Origin of the sequence: Mesorhizobium sp. (genome assembly GCF_004962245.1) — a bacterium.
Taxonomy (GTDB): Bacteria; Pseudomonadota; Alphaproteobacteria; order Rhizobiales; family Rhizobiaceae; genus Mesorhizobium.
The window spans coordinates 32,210-54,103 of the sequence record NZ_SUHQ01000007.1 but is presented as its reverse complement, the minus strand read 5'-3'; the positions used below and the strand labels follow the sequence as shown (position 1 = coordinate 54,103).

Sequence of the window (21,894 nt, the reverse complement as noted above, 5' to 3'; positions counted from 1 at the left end):
GCGCTGGCAGGCCTAGGCTTTCTTCGACCTCGCGTCCTGACTGTTCCAAGCCTCCCAGGCGGACTCAAATTGTGGTCGGTGCTTGCCAATGTCTGAGACGGTTTGATCAAGCGACCGCAAAATCGCATCAAACTCCATCCACAGATGCTGGTTCTCCATCCAGAATTGCTGTGGAATCTTGAGGCAGCTCATGAGCAGATCGCCGTCGTAGAATGTCACCCCAATCAGCGGGTTCTCAATCAGGATGGAGATTGCTTTCGGGACCACATATTCCAATCCGAACCCCTGGCTGATCAGGAGCCTTACTTGCTCTCTGGAGAGGTCCCGCAGCGGCGTTGCCAAGGCGATGTTGGCCTGTTCGACAAGAGATGTTGGATACGGGGGCGGATCTGCCTTCCAGCCCAACAGCACGTTGAGCGTTCGGTCCTCGTCGAGATTGCGTCGCGGCTTCACCCTACGATCTCCGCCGTCTCGACCACCGCGTGGAACAGTACGTCGGCGCCGGCGGCCGCCCATTCCTTGGAGATTTCTTCGGCCTCGTTGTGCGATAGTCCGTCGACGCAGGGGCACATCACCATTGCGGTGGGCGCAACGCGGTTGATCCAGCAGGCGTCATGGCCGGCGCCGGAAACGATGTTGCGGTGCGAATAACCCAGGCGCTCTGCCGCATCCCGCACAGCCTTGACGCAGCCCGCATCGAAGGTCACTGGATCGAAATGGCCGACCTGCTCGATTTGATATTTGATGTCGAGCGCCTCGCAGATTGTGTCGATGCCTTCGCGGATGCGGCCATCCATGGCATCCAGCACTTCCTTCTCCGGCGAGCGGATGTCGATGGTGAAAACGGTGCGGCCGGCGATGATGTTGCGCGAGTTCGGATAGACCTCCATATGGCCGACTGCGCCGACGGCGTCCGGCTGGTAGTCCATGGCGATCTCGTGCACCAGCTCGATCACCCGCGCCATGCCTAGCCCGGCATTGCGGCGCTTCGGCATGGGTGTCGAGCCGGTATGCGCCTCCTTGCCGGTCAGCGTCACCTGCAGCCATTTCAGCCCCTGGCCATGGGTGACGACGCCGATGTCGATGCCCTCGTCCTCGAGGATCGGCCCTTGCTCGATGTGCAGCTCGAAGAACGCGTGGATCTTGCGATCGCCGACCTTCTCCGAACCCTTCCAGCCGATGCGTTCGAGCTCTTCGCCAAATTTCTTGCCGTCCTTGTCGACGTGCGAATAGACGTCGGCCTGGTCGAGCACGCCGGCGAAGACGCCGGACGCCATCATTGCCGGCGCAAAACGCGCGCCTTCCTCGTTGGTCCAGTTGGTGACGACGATCGGATGCTTGGTCTTGATGCCGAGATCGTTGAGCGAGCGCACGACTTCCAGGCCGCCGAGCACACCGAGCACGCCGTCATACTTGCCGCCGGTCGGCTGGGTGTCGAGATGGCTGCCGACATAGACCGGCGGCAGATCGGGGTCGGTGCCTTCGCGGCGGGCAAACATCGTGCCCATCTCGTCGACGCCCATGTCGAGCCCGGCCGCGTCGCACCAGCGCTTGAACAGATGCCGCCCCTCGCCGTCCTCGTCGGTCACGGTCTGGCGATTGTTGCCGCCGGCAATGCCGGGGCCGATCTTCGCCATCTCCATTATCGAATCCCACAAACGGTCTGAATTGATTCGCAGATTCTCGCCGGGAGCGGCCATTCAAGTTCCTCTCATTTATTCACATATTGGGCGACGGTTCCCGTCGCCGCCCTATACGTTGTGGAGTATCTAGTCCACCGCCCTCAGCACTTCACGCACATGGTCGATCAATTCGTTGATCTGGCCCTTGGTGATGATCAGCGGCGGCGACAGCGCGATGATGTCGCCGGTGGTGCGGATCAGGGCGCCGCGCTCGAACGCCTTGACGAAGGCCGAGAAGGCACGCTTGGTCGGACTGCCGGGGATCGGCGCCAGCTCGATCGCGCCGATCAGGCCGATGTTTCTGATATCGATGACGTTCGGCTCGCCCTTCAGCGAATGCAGCGCGTCTTCCCAATACGGCGCCAGTTCCTCGCCACGGGTCAGCAGGCCCTCTTCCTTGTAGGTGTCGAGCGTGCCCAAGGCTGCGGCGCAGGCAATCGGATTGCCCGAATAGGTGTAACCGTGGAAGAACTCGATCATATGCTCGGGGCCGGTCATGAAGGCGTCGTGGATTTCCTTCTTGACGAACACCGCGCCCATCGGGATGACGCCGTTGGAGACACCCTTTGCGGTGGTCATGATGTCAGGCGTGACGCCGAAGTAGTCGGCGGCAAACGGCGTGCCAAGGCGACCAAAGCCGGTGATGACCTCGTCGAAGATCAGAAGGATGCCGTGCTTGGTGCAGATCTCGCGCAGCTTTTGCAGATAGCCCTTCGGCGGCAGGATGACGCCGGTGGACCCGGCCACCGGCTCGACGATGACGGCGGCGATGGTCGAGGCGTCATGCAGCGCGACGATGCGCTCCAGCTCGTTGGCCAGTTCCGCGCCATGCTCGGGCACGCCCTTGGTGAACGAATTCTTCTCGGGCAGATGCGTGTGCGGCATGTGGTCGACGCCGCCGAGCAGCGTGCCGAACATCTTGCGGTTGGTGACGATGCCGCCGACCGAGATGCCGCCGAAATTGACGCCGTGATAGCCGCGCTCGCGGCCGATGAGGCGGGTGCGCGAGCCCTCGCCTTTGGCGCGATGATAGGCGATCGCCATCTTCAGCGCGGTCTCGACCGATTCCGAGCCGGAATTGGTGAAAAACACATGGTCCATGCCCTTCGGCGCGATGTCGACCAGACGGTTCGCCAGTTCGAACACGATCGGATGGCCCATCTGGAACGCTGGTGCATAATCGAGTTCGGCGGCTTGGCTCTGGATCGCCTCGGTGATCTTCGGCCGGCAGTGGCCGGCATTGACGCACCACAGGCCGGCGGTGCCGTCGAGAACCTTGCGCCCGTCGCTCGCCGTGTAATGCATGTCCTTGGCGGACACCATCATGCGAGGCGCCTGTTTGAATTGCCGGTTTGCCGTGAACGGCATCCAGAATGCGCTGAGATCGTTCGGCGTGACTTTCAGCCGGTTGGACATGACCAAGACTTCCCCTTGTAAGCTGTTTCGGTGCGGCTAACGCTTGGTCTTCCCAATGCTTGGTCTTCGCGACGTTTTCGTGCTACGCAATTTTTGACCGATTGGACAAACGTTAGCACCGCCCTGTCGGCGGTCAAGGGATTACTAGCGGAAATGCGGCAGCTGAGGCGCGCTCCACAGACCAGAGAAAAACTGGTCCAGAGAATTGGTCCAGATGACCCTCGCGGCAATGTCCTGCAGGGATGACGACAGACATGGACACAGCAACTCCTCGCCGCACCCGCATCCAGCAGGAAAAGCGCGAGCTCATCCTGGAGGCAGCGCTAGAGGTCTTCTCCACCAACGGCTTTCGCGGCTCGACCATCGACCAGATCGCCGAAGCCGCCGGGATGTCGAAGCCGAATCTGCTCTACTATTTTCGGCGCAAGGAGGACATCCACGAGACGCTGATGCAGCGGCTTCTGGACACCTGGCTGGCGCCGCTGCGCGAACTCGACGACATCGGCGATCCCCTGACCGAACTGCGCAGCTACATCAGGCGAAAGCTTGAAATGGCGCGCGATTTCCCACGCGAGAGCCGCCTGTTCGCCAACGAAATCCTGCAAGGCGCACCGCGCATCATGCCCATGCTGGAAGGCGAACTGAAGACACTGGTCGACGAGAAGGCCGCCGTCATCAAAGGCTGGATGCGCACCGGCAAGATCGCTCGCACCGATCCCTGGCACCTGATCTTCTCGATCTGGGCGACGACGCAGCACTATGCCGATTTCGACGTTCAGGTCCGCGCCGTGCTCGGGCCCAACCGCGGCGGCGACGGCCGCTTCGAGGATGCGGCAAGATTTCTCGAGCAGCTGTTCATCGACGGGCTGAAGCCGAAGGGCTGATCTGCCGCTCCACCGACCAAGAAGGTCACCGCAACTACCTCCGCGAGGTCCGGCAACTGTCAAAGTGGCTGCGCCATCAGCGCCAGGAACCCGCCCGTCAGCGCGACATTGGCGATAAAACCGTTGATGCGGGCGGCACGCTCCGGACCCTGATGATCCCAGAAATTATCGAACATCGGTGTCGCGACCAGCAGGAAGAGGATCAGACATGCGGCTGCAAAAGCAGTCCAGATGCCTGCAATCACCAGCCCTCCAGCGACGATCTGCACGATGATGCCGGCCCACAGCGCCAGCCGTGCCTGCGGCACGCCGCGCGTCGCCATCAACTGGGTCAGGAAGGCCTGGTTCTGAATGTTGCGCAGGCCGGCAAAGACAAAGGCGCCGCCAAGCAGCAGGCGGGCGGCAAACAGAATCTCATTCTCAAGATTCGAAAACATGTTCTTGATCTCCCACCCAAAAGGGCGCGCGGACCTGAGCCCGCGTGCCCGGTTCGATCCATCAAGCAGCCTTGGCCGCCGGCATCGGATGCACGGCGTGGAAGGAAACGCAAAGCCGGTTCCAGGTGTTGATCATGCCGATCGCCACCGTCAGCTTGGCCAGTTCCTCTTCCGAAAAGTGTTCCAGCGTTTTTGCGTAAAGATCATCCGACACGCCGCTGTCCGCGATCTTCGTCACCGTTTCGGTCCAGGCGAAGGCAGCGCGTTCGCGCTCGGAAAACAGCGGCGATTCCTTCCAGGCGGAGACGAGATAGAGCCGCTGTTCGGTCTCGCCATCACGGCGCGCCTCGCGGCTGTGCATCTCGACGCAATACGAACAGCCATTGATCTGCGACGCCCGCAATTTGATCAGGTGCAGGAGGCTTTCCTCGAGCCCGCATTCATCGACCGCCTTGTTGAGCGCCGATACCGCTTTCATGATTTCCGGCGCCGCGCCGAAGAATTGCAGCCTCTGTTTCATCGTCTTCACCTTTCACGCTTGCTTGGTTGAGCTCGATTTCTGCGGTCGCTGATGGCGCTCGACAAAGGCGCAGTTCGCGGCGACTGAACGGGGATCGGCATCGCTGATATAGTCCGCCACGATGTCGGACAGCCGCACCTCGGCAAGAGCGGCGCGATAGGCGCGCTCGGCCTTCAGCATCGCGACGTTGATGCCGCAGGGCTTGACATAGGCGGAAGCATCGAGCCTGGCCGGGCCGCGCTGACGGATCTCGCCGCAGCGAAAGGCCGGCTCTCGCCCCTCGACGGCGAGCACGATGTCGAGCAATGTTATGCGCTCCGCCGGCCGCGCCAGCCGGTAACCGCCCGATGGCCCCGGCACCGACTCCAGGACGCCCGACGCCGTCAGCGCGTTGAGATGCTTGAGGAGATAGCTCTGCGACAGGCCGAACGCTTCCGCCATGGCAGCACCCGGCATGGTCGCCGCGCCTTCCACGCCGGCAAGCATGGCGGCGCAGTGGATCGCCGCTTCGACGCCCTCGCCCAGCTTCATCGTGCTGATCTCCAATTCATGGATATAGTTTATCGTGGATAATTTTTATCCGCAATAGCCATTTGAAAAAAGCGACGCCTGCAGGCGCCGCTTTTCCGCAACGGGCTGCCCCTACTCCGCCGCTACCTTGGCCATCGGGTTGTTCGGATGCGTCGTCCAGTTGGCATAGACCGGCGACACCGGCTTGCCGGTGCGCTGGTCCATCACGCCGGCCGCCAGCGGCTCCATGGTGATGCAGTTCTCGACCGGGCAGACATTGACGCAGAGATTGCAGCCGACGCATTCCGCCTCGATCACCTCGAAATGCCTGACGCCATCGACCATACTGGTGATCGCCTGGTGCGAGGTGTCCTCGCAGGCGATGTGGCAGCGGCCGCATTTGATGCAGGCCTCCTGGTCGATATGCGCCTTGGCGACGTAGTTGAGGTTGAGATACTGCCAGTCGGTGACGTTGGGCGTGGCGCGGCCGACGATATCGTCGAGCGAGGCATGGCCCTTCTCGTCCATCCAGTTTTCCAGGCCGGCGATCATCTCCTGCACGATCTTGAAGCCATAGGTCATCGCCGCCGTGCACACCTGCACATTGCCGGCGCCGAGCGCCATGAATTCGGCGGCGTCGCGCCATGTGGTGATGCCGCCGATGCCGGAGATCGGCAGCCCATGCGTTTCGGGATCTCGCGCGATCTCGGCCACCATGTTCATCGCGATCGGCTTCACCGCCGGGCCGCAATAGCCGCCATGCGAACCCTTGCCGTCGATCGTCGGCTCCGGTGCGAAACTGTCGAGATTGACGCCGGTGATCGAGTTGATGGTGTTGATCAGCGACACTGCATCTGTTCCGCCTGCGTGTGCCGCCCGCGCGGGCTTGCGTATGTCGGTGATGTTGGGCGTCAGCTTGGTGATCACAGGCATGCGAGTGTTGGCCTTGCACCAGCGCACCACCATTTCAATGTATTCCGGCACCTGGCCGACCGCGGCACCCATGCCGCGTTCCGACATGCCATGCGGGCAGCCGAAATTGAGCTCGATGCCGTCGGCCCCGGTCTCCTCGACCACCGGCAGGATCGCCTTCCACGCATGCTCCTCGCACGGCACCATCAGCGAGACGACGATCGCGCGGTCGGGCCAGTCCTTCTTGACCTGCTTGATCTCGCGCAGATTGATCTGCAGGTCGCGGTCGGTGATCAGTTCGATGTTGTTCAAGCCGAGCAGGCGGCGATCGGCGCCCCAGATCGCGCCGTAACGCGGACCATTGACGTTGACCACCGGCGGCCCCTCCTCGCCGAGCGTCTTCCAGACAACGCCGCCCCAGCCCGCCTTGAAGGCGCGGATGACGTTGTAGGCCTTGTCGGTCGGCGGCGCCGAGGCCAGCCAGAATGGATTCGGCGATTTGATACCGACGAAATTGTTGCGGATGTCTGCCATGCTCATGCCCTCCCGTTCGAGGTCAGTGCCCGGTGGATCGATTCGGCCGCGTCGCGGCCCTGTGCGACGGCGGAGACGGTGAGATCGTCGCCGCCAAAGATGCAGTCGCCGCCGGCCCAGACATTGGCCAGCGAGGTGCGACCCTCGGCATCGACCTTGAGGCGGCCGCCTTCCAGTTCGAGCAAGGCACCGCTGCCGTTGAGCGCGGCCGGAACAAAGCTCTGGCCGATCGCCTTGAACACCTGGTCGGCGGTGAGCGTCAGCCGCTCGCCGGTGCCGATGAGTTTTTCGCCATCCATCGCCGTATATTCGAGTTCGATGCCCGACACCTTGCCGCCTTCGGCAATGACCCGCTTCGGCTGCAGCCAGTGGCGGATGGTGACGCCGTTGGCGGCGGCCAGATCCTGCTCGAATTCGGAGGCGTTCATGTGCTCCTGGCCGCGCCGGTAACAGATCGTCACCTCCTCGGCGCCGAGCAGCTTCGACTGCACCGCCGCGTCGATTGCCGTCATGCCGCCGCCGATGACGACGACGCGCCGACCGACCGGCAGGCTTGAGAGATCGCTGGCCTGGCGAAGCTCGGCGATGAACTCCACCGCATTGGTGACGCCTTGCGCCTCCTCGCCGTCGGCACGCAGCGCGTTGACGCCGCCAAGCCCCATGCCGAGAAACACCGCGTCGTAGTTCCTGGTCAGGTCCGACAGCTGGTAGTCGCGGCCAAGTGCCTTGCCGTTCTGGATGTCGATGCCGCCGATCGACAGGACATAGTCGACCTCGGCCTGGGCGAAATTGTCGATGCTCTTGTAGGCAGCGATGCCGTACTCATTGAGGCCGCCGGCTTTCGGGCGGGCTTCAAGTATGGTCACCTCATGTCCATGGCGGGCGAGCCGATGAGCGGCTGCGAGGCCAGCCGGTCCAGCGCCAACCACCGCGATCGTCTTGCCGGTCGGGGCGGCGCGCGCATAGAACTGCTTGTCCTGCGCCATTGCAACGTCGGTGGCGTAGCGCTGCAGGCGGCCGATCTGCACCGGCTTGCCCTCCGCCACCTCGCGCACGCAGACTTCTTCGCACAGTGTCTCGGTCGGGCAGACTCGGGCGCACATGCCGCCCAAAATGTTCTGGTCGAAAATCGTCTTGGCCGAGCCGATCGGATTGCCGGTCGAGATTTGGCGGATGAACAGCGGAATATCGATCGAGGTCGGGCATGCATTCATGCACGGCGCGTCATAGCAGAAATAGCAGCGATCGGACTCGACCAGCGCCTCGTGATGATCGAGCGGCGGATGCAGGTCGGAAAAATTATCCGCATACTGCTCAGGCGAAAGCCGGCCGCCGGCAATGCCCCGCTTAAAATGACCAGTCGCCATTCCGCTTCCCCATTCTTGTGGTCTTGTCGGAGGCTAGCACGTTTTATTTTTTTATCAATTGGTCAATTTTCGGTGCAAGCCACTGAAAAGGCTGGACAAAAACATGACACATACACTCATGTTATTGAAATGCTTGCGCCATCAATTTTCGCTCGGCTGTCGGATTCTCGTCGCGAAGATCGTCCTAGGATGGATCACGCATGATCGATAACTGGAAACCCAAGGAGCACGACAATGCCTGAGTCCCCGATGCCCTTCTTCTGGTACGAACTTATGACGACCGATCTCGATGCCGCCGAAGCGTTCTACACTGACGTGGTCGGCTGGAAGGCGCAGGCCTTCGACGGCGCGCCCGGCATGCCGCGCTATATTGTCATGAATGTCGGCGAGCGCGGCGTCGGCGGGCTGATGGCGCAGCCGGAGGAGGTGCGCAAGACGGGCATGCCGCCGGCCTGGATCGGCTACATCCACACCAGGGATGTCGATGCCTCGACGAAATCGTTGAAGGAGGCCGGCGGTACGGTTCATCGCGAGCCCGACGACATTCCGGGCGTCGGCCGCTTTGCCGTCGTCGCCGATCCGCAAGGCGCGATCTTCAACTTCCTGCAGCCGGATGGCCCCGACCAGCCAACGGTGCCGGCCACCACGCCAGGCCATATCGGCTGGCACGAACTTTACACGTCGGACTGGAAGGCAGCGGTCGATTTCTACGCCGGCCAGTTCGGTTGGACCAAGGGCGATGCGATGGATATGGGGCCAATAGGCATCTACCAGCTCTTTGCCGTCGACGGCGAGCTTGTTGGCGGCATAATGAACAAGCCCGAGCAGATTCCGGTACCGGTCTGGCAGTTCTATTTCAATGTTGCGGCCATCGACGCGGCAGCCAGGCGCGTGACCGACAATGGCGGCAAGATCCTGATGGGCCCGATGGAAGTGCCCGGCGGCAGCTGGATCGTGCAGTGCACGGATCCGCAAGGCGCCCATTTCGCGCTGATGGCGCCGGTGCGGTAACAACATCGCGTCGCGATCTGCGAAACCGGCTGCTACAGCCAATCTCCCCCTCGTGGGGACGGGAAGCCAATTGCTTGGCTTTCTGAACGACGAAAGCCGGCAGGACAGAGGGGGCGCTGTCCATACGCTCCTTGAGAACTACTCCGGCGTCAGCACGGAAACTTTGAGATCGGGCTTCTTTGCGCCGCTGAGCTGGATGGTGGCAGCACCGGCGGGCAGCTTGAAACGCACGCTTTTGCGGATGCCCGGGCAGGTTTTCACGCCGCTGAAACCCGCCGACTTCACGGCATGGCCATCCTGCACGACATCGATCCAGGCTTCGTCCGACAGGCTGATCTGGAGCTCTCCTTCCGGCGGCACGACGATGCTTGCCGTCGCGGCGAACGTGCCGGCGGCCGGTGCACGTTCCGGCGGAACAGCAAAGCTGATCGTATCGACTGCTGCCAGCGTGAAATCAACCGCTTCCCCGACCGTCAGGGCACCGCCGGATTGTGCGGCGGGCGCTGCCGAAAACAGTGCCTGCTCGCGTGTCACCGGCCATTTGAAGGCATCACAGCCGGCGTCGGCGGCGATGGCGAAGCTGGTGCCTGCAAGGATTGCGAACAGGCTGATGACGACTTTTTTCATGGCAAAGGGAACCCACATGGTTTGGAGTATCTGTACATCAATACAACCAGAAAGAGATGAATGCAACCATAGCGAGAATAAATATGAAAGGCCAGACTGGGGGACCAGTCACCGATTGTTGATGGCAGGCCATGGGAAGTGAATGGTCCATTGCCGGGCGATAATTTATGGCCGGGTGGAGTGCAAAATGGAGTCTTAGATGAAGCTCTTTGACGGTCTTGCCAGATATCGGCCGCAGGCTCTGGCCGCATTGCGCATCATGACGGCGCTGCAATTCATCGAGCACGGCACCCAGAAACTGTTCAATTTTCCCATCAGCGATCATGCCGGCGCCTTGAGCGGGCTGTCGCTGACCGCGGGCATCCTCGAATTCGCCGGCGGCATCCTGCTGGTTCTGGGGCTGTTCACCAGGCCGGTCGCATTCATTCTCAGCGGCGAGATGGCAATCGCTTATTTCATGGCGCACATGCCAAGCGGCTTTTTCCCAGTCAACAATGGCGGCGATGCGGCAATCTCCTTCTGCTTCATCTTCCTTTATCTGGTGTTCGCCGGTCCCGGCGCTTTTGCGCTGGACAACCGCCGCAGCGCTTGAGTAGCCGACAAGCGGCGCCTTCATCCACGCATTCGCTCGAGATTCGCGTCGAACAGCGGCGCCGGCTGCATGCGCGCGGTATAGCGCTTGCCCAGCAGCTCGATCTCAAAACCGTCGGCCTCGTCGGCAATCTCCTTCGGCACATAGCCCATGGCGACGGATGTCTTCGCATGATGCGCGTAGCCGCCTGACGTGACCCAGCCGCGCACGGCGCCGTCGAACCAGATCGGCTCGTCGCCGATGACGTCGGCGTCCGCCGCATCGACGACAAAGGCGCGCAGCCGCAGCTTGCCGCCTTGCTGGCGCTCGGCGAGTGCCGCTTGCTTGCCGATGAAATCGGCCTCCTTGCCATAGGCGACGAAACGGTCGAGGCCGGCTTCGAGCGGCCCGTAGATCGGCCGGTATTCGCGCGCCCATGAACCGTAATTCTTCTCCAGTCGAAGCGCGTTGAGCGCGCGCGAGCCGAACAGGCCGATGCCGAATTCTTCGCCCGCCGCCATCAGGGTCTGGTACGCGGCACGCTGATATTCCGGCGCCACCCAGATCTCGTAGCCGAGATCGCCAGTGTAGCTGACGCGGCCGACCAGGCACGGCGCCATGCCGATATCCATCCTGCGGACGGCCATGAACGAAAACGCCGTGTTCGACACATCCGCCCGCGTAGCCCTGGCCAGCACGTCCCGCGCATTCGGTCCGGCGATCGATAGACCCGTCAGCTTCGCGCCCAGCGCCTCGATCATGACCGAACCGTCCTTCGGCAGATGCTTTTCGAACCAGCGCATATGATACTGCTCGGCAATGCCGGAGCCGGCGAGGAACCAGTCCTCGCCGTTGGAATTAGGGCCGCCGACATTGGCCAACGTGAAATCGCCGATCAGCTTGCCATCTTCCTTCAGCATCGGCGCCAGCGTCATGCGGCCGGGCTTGGGCAATTTGCAGGCAAGCAGGCGATCCAGCCAGACTGCAGCGCCCTCGCCCGTCACCCTGTATTTGGCGAATGACGAGATCTCCGCCAGGCCGACGCCACCGCGAACCGTCTTCACCTCGTTTGCGACATGCTCGAAATCGCTCGATCGCCGCCACGAGAACTCGTCCTTGACGCCCTCCGGCGCATACCACAGCGGCACTTCCAGCCCATAGGCCACGCCCCATTGCGCGCCCTTGGCCGACAAGAGATCGTAGACCGGCGTGGTCTTGAGCGGTCGCCCGGCAGGCAGTTCCTCGTTGGGAAAGCGGATGGAAAAACGCCGCGAATAATTCTCGCGCACCTTGGCGTTGGTGTAGGCCATCGTCGCCCAGTCGCCGTAGCGCGAGACGTCCATCGCCCAGATGTCGGCACCGGGATCGCCCTCGATCATCCAGTTCGACAGCGCCAGACCGACGCCGCCGCCCTGCGAAAAGCCGGCCATGACGCCACAGGCGGCCCAGAAGCCCGGCAGGCCGCGTACCGGCCCGACCAGCGGGTTGCCGTCGGGCGCGAAGGTGAAAGGACCGTTGATGATCTGCTTGATGCCGGTACTCTGGAAGGCCGGAAAATGCCGGAACCCGACCTCCAGCGACGGCGCGATGCGGTCGATGTCGGGCTCCAGCAATTCGTGGCCGAAATTCCACGGCGTGGAAAATTCGGACCAGGGCTTGTTGGCCTTCTCATAGGTGCCCATCAGCATGCCGCCGCGCTCCTGGCGCAGATAGAGCTCGCCGTCGAAATCGACCGCGTGGATGATCTCCGTGCCGGTCTTCTGGTTCCAGGCGGCGACTTCCGGCATGTCCTCGGTGATCAGGTACATGTGCTCCATGGCCAGCACCGGCAGTTCCAGCCCGACCATGCGGCCGACCTCGCGCGCCCACAGGCCGCCGGCGTTGACGACATGCTCGGCCACCACCTCGCCCTTGTTGGTGATGACGCGCCACAGCCCGTCGGCACGGCGCACGATATCCTCGACCTTGGTGAAGCGTTCGACCTCGGCGCCAAGCTTCCTCGCCGCCTTGGCATAGGCATGGGTGACCCCAGAAGGGTCGAGATGGCCATCCTCCTTGTTGCGCACTGCGCCGACGAACTGCTTGGGATCGATGAGCGGCATCAGTTCGGCCGCCTCATCAGGCGAGATCTCCTCGAGGTCGATGCCGAGATAGCGGCCCTTGGCGACGACGCCGCGCAGCCAGTCGAGCCGCGCCTCGGTAGCTGCCAGCAGCACGCCGCCCGTCAGATGCACGCCGGTCGCCTGACCGGACAGTTCCTCTATCTCGTTGTAGAGCGAGATCGTGTATTTCTGCAGCTTGGCGACGTTGGGATCGCCATTGATCGTGTGCATCCCGCCGGCCGCGTGCCAGGTCGAACCGGAAGTCAGCTCGTCGCGCTCGAGAAGCACGATATCGGTCCAGCCGTGACGGGCCAGATGGAAAAGCACGGAACAGCCGACGACGCCTCCGCCTATGACCACGACCTTTGCATGCGATTTCATGGTTTTTCTCGTTATTTCAGGGAGTTGGGTGGATGAATGGATTCAAGATGTGAAGCGCGTTTGTTGGAAGGATCGCGATCCGTCACGGCTCGCCCGCCCCGATCGCTTCCTTGCGCTTGGCCACATACGCCTCCAGCGCTTCGCGTACGGCAATATCCATCGCCGGCTCGACATGATCTTCCAGCGCTTTCTTCCACAGCCGCGTCGCGCGCGCCGTTGTGTCGAGCCCGCCGGCCTCCTGCCACGCCTCATAGTTTTGCCAATTGGAGAGCATCGGCTGGTAGAAAGCGGTGGCGTAGCGCTCCAGCGTGTGCGGCTCGCCGAAGAAATGGCCGCCGGTCGGCACCGCACCCAGCGCCTCGACGGCGAGTTCCGCCTCGTTGACCTCGATCGGGCGCAAAAACTCCATCATGTGCTGGATCATCTCGACGTCGATGATGAACTTCTCGAACGACGCCGTCAGCCCGCCTTCCTGCCAGCCGGCGGCGTGGTAGACGAGATTGCCGTGGCCGAGTACCGCGCCCCACAGTGCCATCAGCGTCTCATAGACACCTTGCGCGTCGGCGGCGTTGGAGGCCGAGCCCGGCGTCGTCCGGTAGGGCAGTCCATAGCGCCGTGCCAGCTGCCCTGACGCGACGTTGGCCTTGGTGTTCTCCGGCGTGCCGAAGGCCGGCGCCCCCGACTTCATGTCGACATTGGAGGTGAAGGCGCCATACATGACCGGGGCGCCGGGGTGGACAAGCTGCGTCAAGACCACGCCGAACAGCGCCTCGGCGTTCTGTTGGGCGAGTGCACCGGCAAGCGTCACCGGGCTCATCGCACCCATCAGCGTGAACGGCGTCACCGCGACCGACTGACCGTATTCGGCCATGGTCATCAGCCCTTCGGCCATCATTTCGTCGAAGCGGCGCGGCGAATTGACCGAGATGATGGTGGTGACGCCCGGATCGTTACGCATCTGGTCGGACGTCAGCCCTCGCGAAATCGCCATCATTTCAATGCCGTCGAGCGCCCTGCCCCGACCGATCGCCGAGACGTGAAAACTTTTGTCGGTCAGCGTCAGATTGGCGAAATAGGTGTCGAGGTGGCGTGAATTGGCCGGCAGTTCCACCGGTGCGCAGACCTGGTTGCCCAGCATGTGGATACAGTTGAAATGCTGCGCCAGCCGGGTGAGATCGCAATAGTCGCGCAGGTTTCCGGCGCGGCGGCCGCGTTCCATGTCGTGCACGTTGGGCGGCCCGGCGACCAGGGTGAAATTGATGGTGTTGCCGCCGAGATGGACGGTATGGGCCGGGTTGCGTGGCGTCAGCGTGTAGCTCGACCGCGTCGTCTTCAGTGCCTCATCGATCATACCCCGGTCGACACGGACGGTCATCGACGGATGATCGACCTTGGCCCCGGCCTTCTCGAACAGCGAAAGCGCCCGCGGGCTCATCACCTCGATGCCAAAATTCTCCAGGATGTGCATCGAGGCTTCGTGGATCGCCTCGATCTGGTCGGCCGAGAGCATCGCCATTGGCGGATAGGGATTGGTGACGCGGCGCAACGGCAGCTGCGGGATGGCGGTCGGTCCCCTGTTGCTGGTTCGCTCAGCGCCGCGCTTGCGTCTCGGTTCGGTCATGCGGCGCATCAAAGCGCCGGCACAAGGATCAGGCTGTCAGAAATCCGCCGCCTGCGGGCGTGATTTTAGCCAAGGCGGCATTTTGGAGATTTCATTGCGACAAAAACGACAGAAAGCGTCGAAATATCTATCCTTGGCTCCGCCGCAGCCAAAGCGGCCGATGAGCCGTTAAGGAACGTCGCAAGATTCCTTTTATGTTTTCGGCCTAATCCTCCTCCGATGGGTAGGTCGAGTTTTAGTAAAATTGTAGCTGTTAGCGTGCTGCTGGCGTTATCGGCCTGCGCGACACCGCCGAGCCATATCAACGATGTCTGCGCCGTATTCGACCAGAATGACGGCTGGTTCGACAACTGGCAGGCGGCTGCCGAGCGCACCGAGCAGAAATACGGCGTGCCGGTTCCCGTAGTGATGGCGACGGTGCGCAAGGAATCCGGCTTCAAGAGCAACGCCAGGCCGCCGCGCACCAAGCTTCTGGGCTTCATTCCCTGGAAACGTGCTTCCAGCGCCACCGGCTTCTCGCAGGCGCTCGACGGCACCTGGGCGCAATATCAAAGCGAGACGGGCAGTTGGGCGGCGCGCCGCACCAGCTTTGCCGATGCCGTCGATTTCGTCGGCTGGTATCATTCCAGGACCGCCGACACGCTTGGCGTCGCCCGCAACGACACCTACAATCTCTATCTGGCCTATTATCTTGGCTGGACGGCCTACAAGCGCGGCGAGCGAGGCGATGCCGGCGTGCAGCGCTATGCGCGGGCCACCGAGCAGATGGCTCGGGACTACGCCGCGCAGCTACGCCAATGCGCACCTTGATGGCGCCACGGATCTAGCCGTCCGTCAGCTTAGGCCTCTTGCCGCGCGGACGCTTTGGCGGAGCGCCGGCAAAGCCCGGACCGGCGGCGCCCTGTGGCGCGTCGTCCGGCACGCCCTCATGGGCGGCATGCTCCTTGTCGAACTTGATCACCGGCTCCATTTTCGCCAGCACGTCGTCGGCAAGCCAGCATAGGCTCATATGGCCATCGCCGAGATTCTTCACCGGCGGCACCTGCGTCTCGCAAAGATTGTCCGGCACCAGCTTCTTGTAACCGCACCGCGTCTGGAACGGGCAGCCGGTTGGCGGGTTCATCGCCGACGGGATGTCGCCTTCCAGCACGATGTGCTTCTTGATCACGCTGGTGTCGGCGATCGGGATCGCTGACAGTAGCGCCTCGGTGTAGGGATGATAGGGCGGCGAAAAAATCTGGTCGGTCGTGCCCTGCTCGACGATATAGCCGAGATACATGACGACGACGCGGTCGGCGATGTAGCGCACCACCGACAGGTCATGGCTGATGAACAGCATCGTCGTCTTGTTCTTGCGCTGGATGTCCATCAAAAGCTCGGTCACCGCCGCCTGCACCGACACGTCGAGCGCCGAGACCGGCTCGTCGGCCACCACCACCTTGGCGTCGCCGGCGAAGGCCCGCGCCACGCCGATGCGCTGTTTCTGGCCGCCGGAAAGCTGGCGCGGCTTGCGGGTCTCGAACGCCCGCGGCAGCTTCACCAGGTCGAGAAGCTCCAGCATGCGCTTGCGGCGGTCGGCGACGGTCTTGCCGACATTGAACTTTTCCAGCGTGCGAATGATCTGCGAGCCAACCGTGTGGCTGGGATTGAGCGTGTCGAACGGATTCTGGAACACCATCTGGATCGACGACACCGTCTCGACGCTGCGCTTCTCGACGCTGGTCGACTCGATCTGCTTGTTGCCGAGTGTCACGCTGCCGGAGCTTGCTGTCTCCAGCCCGAGCAGCACCTTGGCCAGCGTCGACTTTCCGCAGCCGGACTCGCCGACGATGGCCACGGTCTCGGATTCCCGCGCCATGAAGGAGATCGTCTCGTTGGCCTTGACGACGCGGCCTCCGCTCGAGCCGAACACCTCGCTGCCGCCGACCTTGTAGTATTTCCTGAGGTCCTCGATCTTGAGCACGGGCGCACCGGGCTCGATGCGCTCGTTGACCTTCTTGGCGCCGGGCGGCAGCGCCTCCCAGTCGATCTCGTTGAAACGCACGCAGCGCGAAAAATGGCCTTCATGGCCCTCGACCGCGATCATCGGGATTTCGGCGGCATTGCAGACGCCTTCGACGAAATGGTGGCAGCGTGGGCCGAAATTGCAGCCCTTGGGCCGCTCGTGCGGCAGCGGCAATTGCCCCGGGATGGAGATCAGCGGCCGCGAATTCTTGTCGGCGCCGGGCAGCGGGATCGAGCGGAACAGGCCTTGCGTGTAGGGATGGCGCATCCGGTCGAAGACGTCCTTGATCTTGCCGGTTTCCACCGCTTCGCCCGAATACATCACCGTGATGCGGTCGCAGGTCTCCAGGATCAGGCCGAGATTGTGCGACACGAAGATCATCGAGGTGCCGAACTTCTCGCCGAGCCCCTTGACCAGGTCGACGATGCCGGCTTCCACCGTCACGTCGAGCGCCGTCGTCGGCTCGTCGAGCAGAAGCAGCGCTGGCTTCGACAGCAGCGCCATGGCGATGACGATGCGCTGTTGCTGGCCGCCGGAAAGCTGGTGCGGAAAGGATCGCATCATGCGCTCGGGATCGGGCAGCCTGACCGAGCGCACCATTTCGAGCGCGCGTTTATAAGCCTCCTCCTTCGACACCTTGTCGTGGATCAGCGGCACTTCCATCAATTGCTGGCCGACCTTCATCGCCGGATTGAGGCTCGCCATCGGCTCCTGGTAGATCATCGCGATCTTGTTGCCGCGGATGGCGCGCAGTTCCTCCTCGGACAGTTCGCCCATGTCCTTGCCCTGGAACTTTATCCGGCCGCCGACGATCTTTCCGATGTTGGAGAGGTCGCGCATGATACCGAGCGACACGGTCGACTTGCCGCAACCGGATTCGCCGACGATGCCCATCGCCTCACCGGGCATGACCGTGCAGGAAAAGTCCATGACGGCCGGTATCTCGCCCTTGCGGGTGAAGAAGGAGATCGACAGGTTCTCGATCTCGATGATCGGCTCGGCGGGATTTCGAACTGCCTCATTCATGGGTCGCTCCAATCCTGGTTCTTCTAAGTAGGGTCGAAGACCCGTCCATCAATCTTTCATCGATTGTTCACGCAGCGAGTCGGCCAGGAGATTGAGGCCCAGCACGAACGACATCAGCGCGATCGTCGGCGGCAGCGCGGGATGGATGAAGGAGCGCAGCAGGCGGCTGGCGTCCTTGATCGCGGTGCCCCAGTCCGGGCTTTCCGGCGCCAGCCCCAGGCCGAAATAACCGAGCGTGCCGAGCAGGATCGTGGTGTAGCCGATGCGCAGGCAGGCGTCGACGATCAGCGGCCCGCGCGCATTGGGAAGTATCTCCCAAAGCATGATGTACCAGGGCGATTCACCGCGCGTCTGCGCCGCCGCAACATAGTCGCGCGTCTTGATGTCCATGACCAGGCCGCGCACGATGCGGAACACGCCGGGGCTGGAAGCGAACACCACCGCCACGAAGATGTTGAGCTGGTTGGGATCGATATGGATGATCCTGAACGGATCGGCATCGAAGACCAGGCCGGCATAGACCCAGCCGCCAATGATCAGCGTCAGTCCCAGAAGGATATACAGGCGGTCGGGCCGTTTCTTGTAGCGCGTCCAGAACAGCACGCTGAAGAAGACGATCGGAAACAGGAAGAACAGCCCGGCCATCGCATAGGGGATTGGCGTGTCCATGATGCCCGGCGTCACCAGCAGGTAGAACAGGAGGATCACCGGGAAGGCCAGCACGAGATTGGCGAGGAAGGACAGCACAGTGTCGATCTTGCCGCCATAATAGCCGGCCGGCAGGCCGAGCGTGATGCCGACCATCAGCGCGAAACCGGTCGCCGCCGGCGCGATGATCAGCACGATCTGGCTGCCATAGACCATGCGGCTGAACACGTCGCGGGCGAGCTTGTCGCCACCGAAAAGGTAGACAAGCCCCGATTGCGGCTCGACCGCGCCCGGCAGCGCATCCTTCATGATCGCCACCTGGGCAAGCGGATTGAAAGGCGCGACGGTCGACGCGAAGATCGCCGTGAACAGCCAGAACAGGCATATGCCCACGCCGGCGATGCCGACGGCGCTGTCGAAGAGCTGACCGTAGAGGCCAAGCCTCTTCTTGTAGGCGAAGCTTGCGCCCATCACCACGACGAGAGCGATCCAGACCGGCCAGAAACGCGCAAGCACGCCAAGCACCACATCGAAGGCGCCTATATATTCAAGCTGCATCCGCCCGATCCCCTATTGAACTCTGATACGCGGATTGAGAAACGCGTAGCCGACATCGGAAATGAGCTGCGTGATCAGGACGATGAACACCGAGACCAGCGAGCAGCCGAGCAAAAGATCGATGTCGTTGTTGCCGGCCGCCTCGACCAGCGTGTAGCCGAAGCCCTGATAGCGGAACATCACCTCGACGATGACGACGCCGGTGAGCAGCCAGGGAAATTGCAGCATGATGACGGTGAAGGGCGCGATCAGCGCGTTGCGTAGCGCGTGCTTGACCACGACGCTGCCGAAGGAAAGGCCCTTCAGCCGCGCGGTGCGGATATATTGCTGCGTCATCACCTCGACCATCGAGGCGCGGGTCATTCTTGCGATGTAGCCGATGCCGTAGATCGCCAGCGTCATCACCGGCAAGGTGAAGTTGTAGAAGGTGATGCCCCGGCTGGCCGAGGCCGCTGATCCGTTCAGCCAGCCGAGCCATGAGGCGAAGATGACGGTGAAGATGACACCCGACACATATTCGGGCGTCGCCGTCGAGGCGATGGAGGCGACCGATAACGTCCGGTCGGTCCGCGTGCCCTCGCGCATGCCGGCGAGGATGCCGATCAGCAAAGAGATCGGCACCATCACCACAAGCACCCAGAACATCAGGATGCCAGTGGCGCCAAGTGCTGGAAAGAGCTTCGACGCGACTGTGGTCTTGAACTTGGTCGAGCAGCCGAAGTCGCCTTGCAGGACGCCGGAGAATGTCGGCACGACTGGATCGTTGCAGAAGGAGAAACGCTTTGTTGGCTCCCCCGTCTCAGGATTGATCACCGGCTGCTTGGGCGCGATACCCAGCCATTGGGCGTAGCGGGAGAAGAAATTCTGGCGGTAGCCGTGGTTTACCAGCCAGCTTTCGAGCTGCTCGGCCGAGGTGTGCATTTCGGTCTGGCTGATCGCCAGCTTTTTCAGATTGGGATCGAGATTGATCAGGAAGAAGACGACCAATGTCAGGCACAGCATCGTCAATGCCATCGTGCCGAGGCGTCGAAGGATGAAGGAAAGCATGGCGGCCCCCTGCCGGCTGGGTTGGGGTCAGGTGCTGTCAACCCTTGATTTGTCGCATGAATCAGCTTGAAAAGTCAGCAGCGCGCTGACCCACATTTGCGGATCATGTTCGAAACAGGAGGGGGGACGAACGCCCTCCCTCCCCGTTTGCTTCGACCAGTCAAGCCTCGTCGAGCCAGATCTTGCCGTAATCGCGCTCGTATGTCGGGTGCATGGCGTAGTTCTTAACGGCAGCCACCGAGTGACTGTAGAGCTTGCGCCAATAGGGCTGGATGATGATGCCGGAATCCTGCAGGATCTGCTCGATGTCCTTCATCATCTCCTTGCGCTTGGCGGCGTCGGCGACCGAAAGCGCGGCGTTGAGCTTGGCATCCCATTCGGGATTCGACCAGGCCGTTTCGTTCCAGGCCTCTCCGGTGCGGTAGCCGATCGCCAGAACCTGCACGCCGAGCGGCCGCATGTTCCAGTTGGTCATCGACAGCGGATACTTCGTCCAGTCGTTCCAGAACGTCGAGCCCGGCAGCACCGTGCGCTTCACCTTGATGCCGGCGTCGCGCATCTGCGCGGCGATCGCATCGCCTGTATTCTTGTGCCAGTCCTCGTCGACCGTGATCAGCTCGTGCTCGAAATCGGCCTGACCGGCTTCCTCCATCAGCGCCTTCGCCTTGGCCGGATCGCGGGCAATCTTCGGCAGCTCGTAATATTCCGGATGGATCGGGCTGACATGGTGGTTTTCGGCGACAGTACCGGCATTGCCATTGCCCAGCTGGAGCACGACGGCGTTGTCGACCGCGAGCTGCAGCGCATTGCGAACCTTTTGATCCTCGTAGGGCTTGTTGGCCACGTTGGTGCGGCAGACGATGGTCGCTGCGGTAACCACCTCGTACTTGACCAGGTCGACACCGTCGAGGATCGATACATAGTCAGCCGACGTCTCGAAATTGGTATGGACCTCTCCCGATTCGAAGGCGCTGACCGTGGCCGCGGGATCGGTGCCGTAGTCGATGAACTCGATGCCGTCGAGGTAGACCTCGCCGTCCCACCACTTGTTGTCTTCGCGGCGCTTGTAGACGACCTTCTGGCCAACATCGTAGGAGACCAGTTCGAACGGTCCGGTGCCGATCGGACAGGCTTTGAAATCGCCGCCTTTTTCGTCGAAGGTCTTGTGGACGATAAGACCGGGATAGTCGCACATGTTGGGAATGAGCGCGATATCAGGCGTGTCGAGCTTCAGCTTCACCGTCAAATCGTCGACCTTGGTCACCGCGCTTTCGTTCAGCTTGTCATCCTTGACAAGCGTACCGAGGCGGCCAGGCATGGAATTGCCCTCGGCCTTCTTGTCGGCCCAGCGACGAATGTTGAAGATCACGTCCTCGGCGGTGAACGGATCGCCATTCGACCACGTCACGTCCTTGCGCACATGCAGCGTGTATTCGGTGGCATCGTCGTTGACGTCCCAGCTCTCGAGCAGGTAGGGGCGGAACGTGTATTCGGTTGTGTATTTGACCAGCGGCTCGAGCGCCTGGCGCTCGGCATTGGCGATTTCCGACCAGTCGGCCTTGCGCGGATCCTTCGGATCCTTGATCCACATCGCGACTTTCAGTATGCCGCCCTTCTTGGGCTCTGCGTCCTGCGCTCTCGCCGGCGTCGGGTCGGCGAGGCCGAGCATTCCGTAGGCCATCGCCGTGGACGCGCCGAAGACGCTGGCCAAGGCGAGAAATTCGCGGCGATCGACACGTCCGGCCCTGGCTTCTTCGGCCATGGCATGAATGTGATCCGGAACGCGATCGCCGTTACTTCTGTAGATTGTCATCACGAACTCCCATTGTTGGCTTTCTGCCTTTTACCATTCCGCATCCGGGCCATGATGTCAAAAACGGCACGGATTGGGAACATGCCAAGGAATGTGCAACTTTGGAAGGGAAGCGGTTCGCGTGATAACGACAGTCTTGGCGCAAAATTGCTACTTCCCGGCAGATTCCGTTCGAATCTCCGGCATCGATTAAACTGAGACATTCATGACAGCGCCGCGCGT

Annotated in this window: 19 protein-coding genes; 4 read left to right on the top strand and 15 right to left on the bottom strand. The window is 62.1% G+C overall.

What is annotated here, in order from left to right; translation table 11 throughout:
• Window positions 1–12: 12 nt before the first annotated feature.
• The 3 genes from E5X88_RS09480 to E5X88_RS09470 all read right to left on the bottom strand — a co-directional run bounded on the left by E5X88_RS09480 (window position 13) and on the right by E5X88_RS09470 (window position 3,098).
• A complete protein-coding gene (locus E5X88_RS09480) occupies window positions 13–453 on the bottom strand; it encodes a contact-dependent growth inhibition system immunity protein (protein ID WP_292160647.1) in 441 nt (146 codons plus the stop codon).
• Entirely contained in the window at window positions 450–1,700 is a 1,251-nt protein-coding gene (locus tag E5X88_RS09475) for a Zn-dependent hydrolase (RefSeq protein WP_292160644.1), read from the bottom strand. The genes E5X88_RS09480 and E5X88_RS09475 overlap by 4 nt, the downstream gene beginning before the upstream one ends.
• A gap of 69 nt (window positions 1,701–1,769) precedes the next feature.
• Window positions 1,770–3,098 (bottom strand): aspartate aminotransferase family protein, encoded by a 1,329-nt coding sequence (locus E5X88_RS09470; protein ID WP_292160642.1) that lies wholly within the window; start codon window positions 3,096–3,098, stop codon window positions 1,770–1,772.
• A gap of 254 nt (window positions 3,099–3,352) precedes the next feature.
• Between E5X88_RS09470 and E5X88_RS09465 the strand changes: the two genes are divergently transcribed.
• Window positions 3,353–3,982, top strand: coding sequence for a TetR family transcriptional regulator C-terminal domain-containing protein (locus tag E5X88_RS09465; RefSeq protein ID WP_292160640.1), 630 nt, complete (start codon window positions 3,353–3,355; stop codon window positions 3,980–3,982).
• 59 nt (window positions 3,983–4,041) lie between these two features.
• Here the strand turns inward: E5X88_RS09465 and E5X88_RS09460 are convergent, their stop codons facing one another.
• From E5X88_RS09460 to E5X88_RS09440, 5 genes are all read right to left on the bottom strand, one after another.
• On the bottom strand, window positions 4,042–4,419 hold the full coding sequence (locus tag E5X88_RS09460; protein WP_292160638.1) for a DoxX family protein: 378 nt from the start codon (window positions 4,417–4,419) through the stop codon (window positions 4,042–4,044).
• 61 nt (window positions 4,420–4,480) lie between these two features.
• The gene (locus tag E5X88_RS09455) at window positions 4,481–4,939 is read right to left on the bottom strand and encodes a carboxymuconolactone decarboxylase family protein (protein ID WP_292160635.1); all 459 of its coding nucleotides are present in this window, start codon (window positions 4,937–4,939) and stop codon (window positions 4,481–4,483) included.
• A 12-nt stretch (window positions 4,940–4,951) separates the two neighbouring features.
• On the bottom strand, window positions 4,952–5,470 hold the full coding sequence (locus tag E5X88_RS09450) for an Rrf2 family transcriptional regulator (protein ID WP_292160633.1): 519 nt from the start codon (window positions 5,468–5,470) through the stop codon (window positions 4,952–4,954).
• A 111-nt stretch (window positions 5,471–5,581) separates the two neighbouring features.
• On the bottom strand, window positions 5,582–6,895 hold the full coding sequence (gene preA, locus E5X88_RS09445; protein ID WP_292160631.1) for an NAD-dependent dihydropyrimidine dehydrogenase subunit PreA: 1,314 nt from the start codon (window positions 6,893–6,895) through the stop codon (window positions 5,582–5,584).
• A 2-nt stretch (window positions 6,896–6,897) separates the two neighbouring features.
• On the bottom strand, window positions 6,898–8,262 hold the full coding sequence (locus E5X88_RS09440; protein WP_292160629.1) for an NAD(P)-dependent oxidoreductase: 1,365 nt from the start codon (window positions 8,260–8,262) through the stop codon (window positions 6,898–6,900).
• 234 nt (window positions 8,263–8,496) lie between these two features.
• On the opposite strand from E5X88_RS09440, the gene E5X88_RS09435 reads away from it, so the two are divergent.
• Window positions 8,497–9,273, top strand: coding sequence for a VOC family protein (locus E5X88_RS09435; RefSeq protein ID WP_292160627.1), 777 nt, complete (start codon window positions 8,497–8,499; stop codon window positions 9,271–9,273).
• Between the two features lie 138 nt (window positions 9,274–9,411).
• Here the strand turns inward: E5X88_RS09435 and E5X88_RS09430 are convergent, their stop codons facing one another.
• Window positions 9,412–9,918, bottom strand: a complete 507-nt coding sequence (locus E5X88_RS09430; protein ID WP_292161029.1) for a hypothetical protein — start codon at window positions 9,916–9,918, stop codon at window positions 9,412–9,414.
• A gap of 181 nt (window positions 9,919–10,099) precedes the next feature.
• Between E5X88_RS09430 and E5X88_RS09425 the strand changes: the two genes are divergently transcribed.
• Entirely contained in the window at window positions 10,100–10,492 is a 393-nt protein-coding gene (locus tag E5X88_RS09425) for a DoxX family protein (protein WP_292160625.1), read from the top strand.
• A 20-nt stretch (window positions 10,493–10,512) separates the two neighbouring features.
• On the opposite strand, the gene E5X88_RS09420 is transcribed toward E5X88_RS09425, so the two are convergent.
• Window positions 10,513–12,954, bottom strand: a complete 2,442-nt coding sequence (locus E5X88_RS09420; protein WP_292160623.1) for an FAD-dependent oxidoreductase — start codon at window positions 12,952–12,954, stop codon at window positions 10,513–10,515.
• Between the two features lie 82 nt (window positions 12,955–13,036).
• A complete protein-coding gene (locus tag E5X88_RS09415; RefSeq protein ID WP_292160621.1) occupies window positions 13,037–14,575 on the bottom strand; it encodes a trimethylamine methyltransferase family protein in 1,539 nt (512 codons plus the stop codon).
• A 219-nt stretch (window positions 14,576–14,794) separates the two neighbouring features.
• Here E5X88_RS09415 and E5X88_RS09410 point away from each other — a divergent pair, with 219 nt between their 5' ends.
• The gene (locus E5X88_RS09410) at window positions 14,795–15,385 is read left to right on the top strand and encodes a hypothetical protein (RefSeq protein WP_292160619.1); all 591 of its coding nucleotides are present in this window, start codon (window positions 14,795–14,797) and stop codon (window positions 15,383–15,385) included.
• Between the two features lie 13 nt (window positions 15,386–15,398).
• Here the strand turns inward: E5X88_RS09410 and E5X88_RS09405 are convergent, their stop codons facing one another.
• From E5X88_RS09405 to E5X88_RS09390, 4 genes are all read right to left on the bottom strand, one after another.
• Window positions 15,399–17,606 carry an ABC transporter ATP-binding protein gene (locus E5X88_RS09405; protein ID WP_292160618.1) on the bottom strand — a complete coding sequence of 736 codons (2,208 nt, stop codon included), beginning with the start codon at window positions 17,604–17,606 and terminating at the stop codon, window positions 15,399–15,401.
• Window positions 17,607–17,654: 48 nt separating this feature from the next.
• The gene (locus E5X88_RS09400) at window positions 17,655–18,812 is read right to left on the bottom strand and encodes an ABC transporter permease (protein ID WP_292160616.1); all 1,158 of its coding nucleotides are present in this window, start codon (window positions 18,810–18,812) and stop codon (window positions 17,655–17,657) included.
• A gap of 12 nt (window positions 18,813–18,824) precedes the next feature.
• Window positions 18,825–19,859, bottom strand: coding sequence for an ABC transporter permease (locus E5X88_RS09395; protein ID WP_292160614.1), 1,035 nt, complete (start codon window positions 19,857–19,859; stop codon window positions 18,825–18,827).
• A 160-nt stretch (window positions 19,860–20,019) separates the two neighbouring features.
• A complete protein-coding gene (locus E5X88_RS09390; RefSeq protein WP_292160612.1) occupies window positions 20,020–21,672 on the bottom strand; it encodes an ABC transporter substrate-binding protein in 1,653 nt (550 codons plus the stop codon).
• Between the last annotated feature and the right edge of the window lie 222 nt (window positions 21,673–21,894).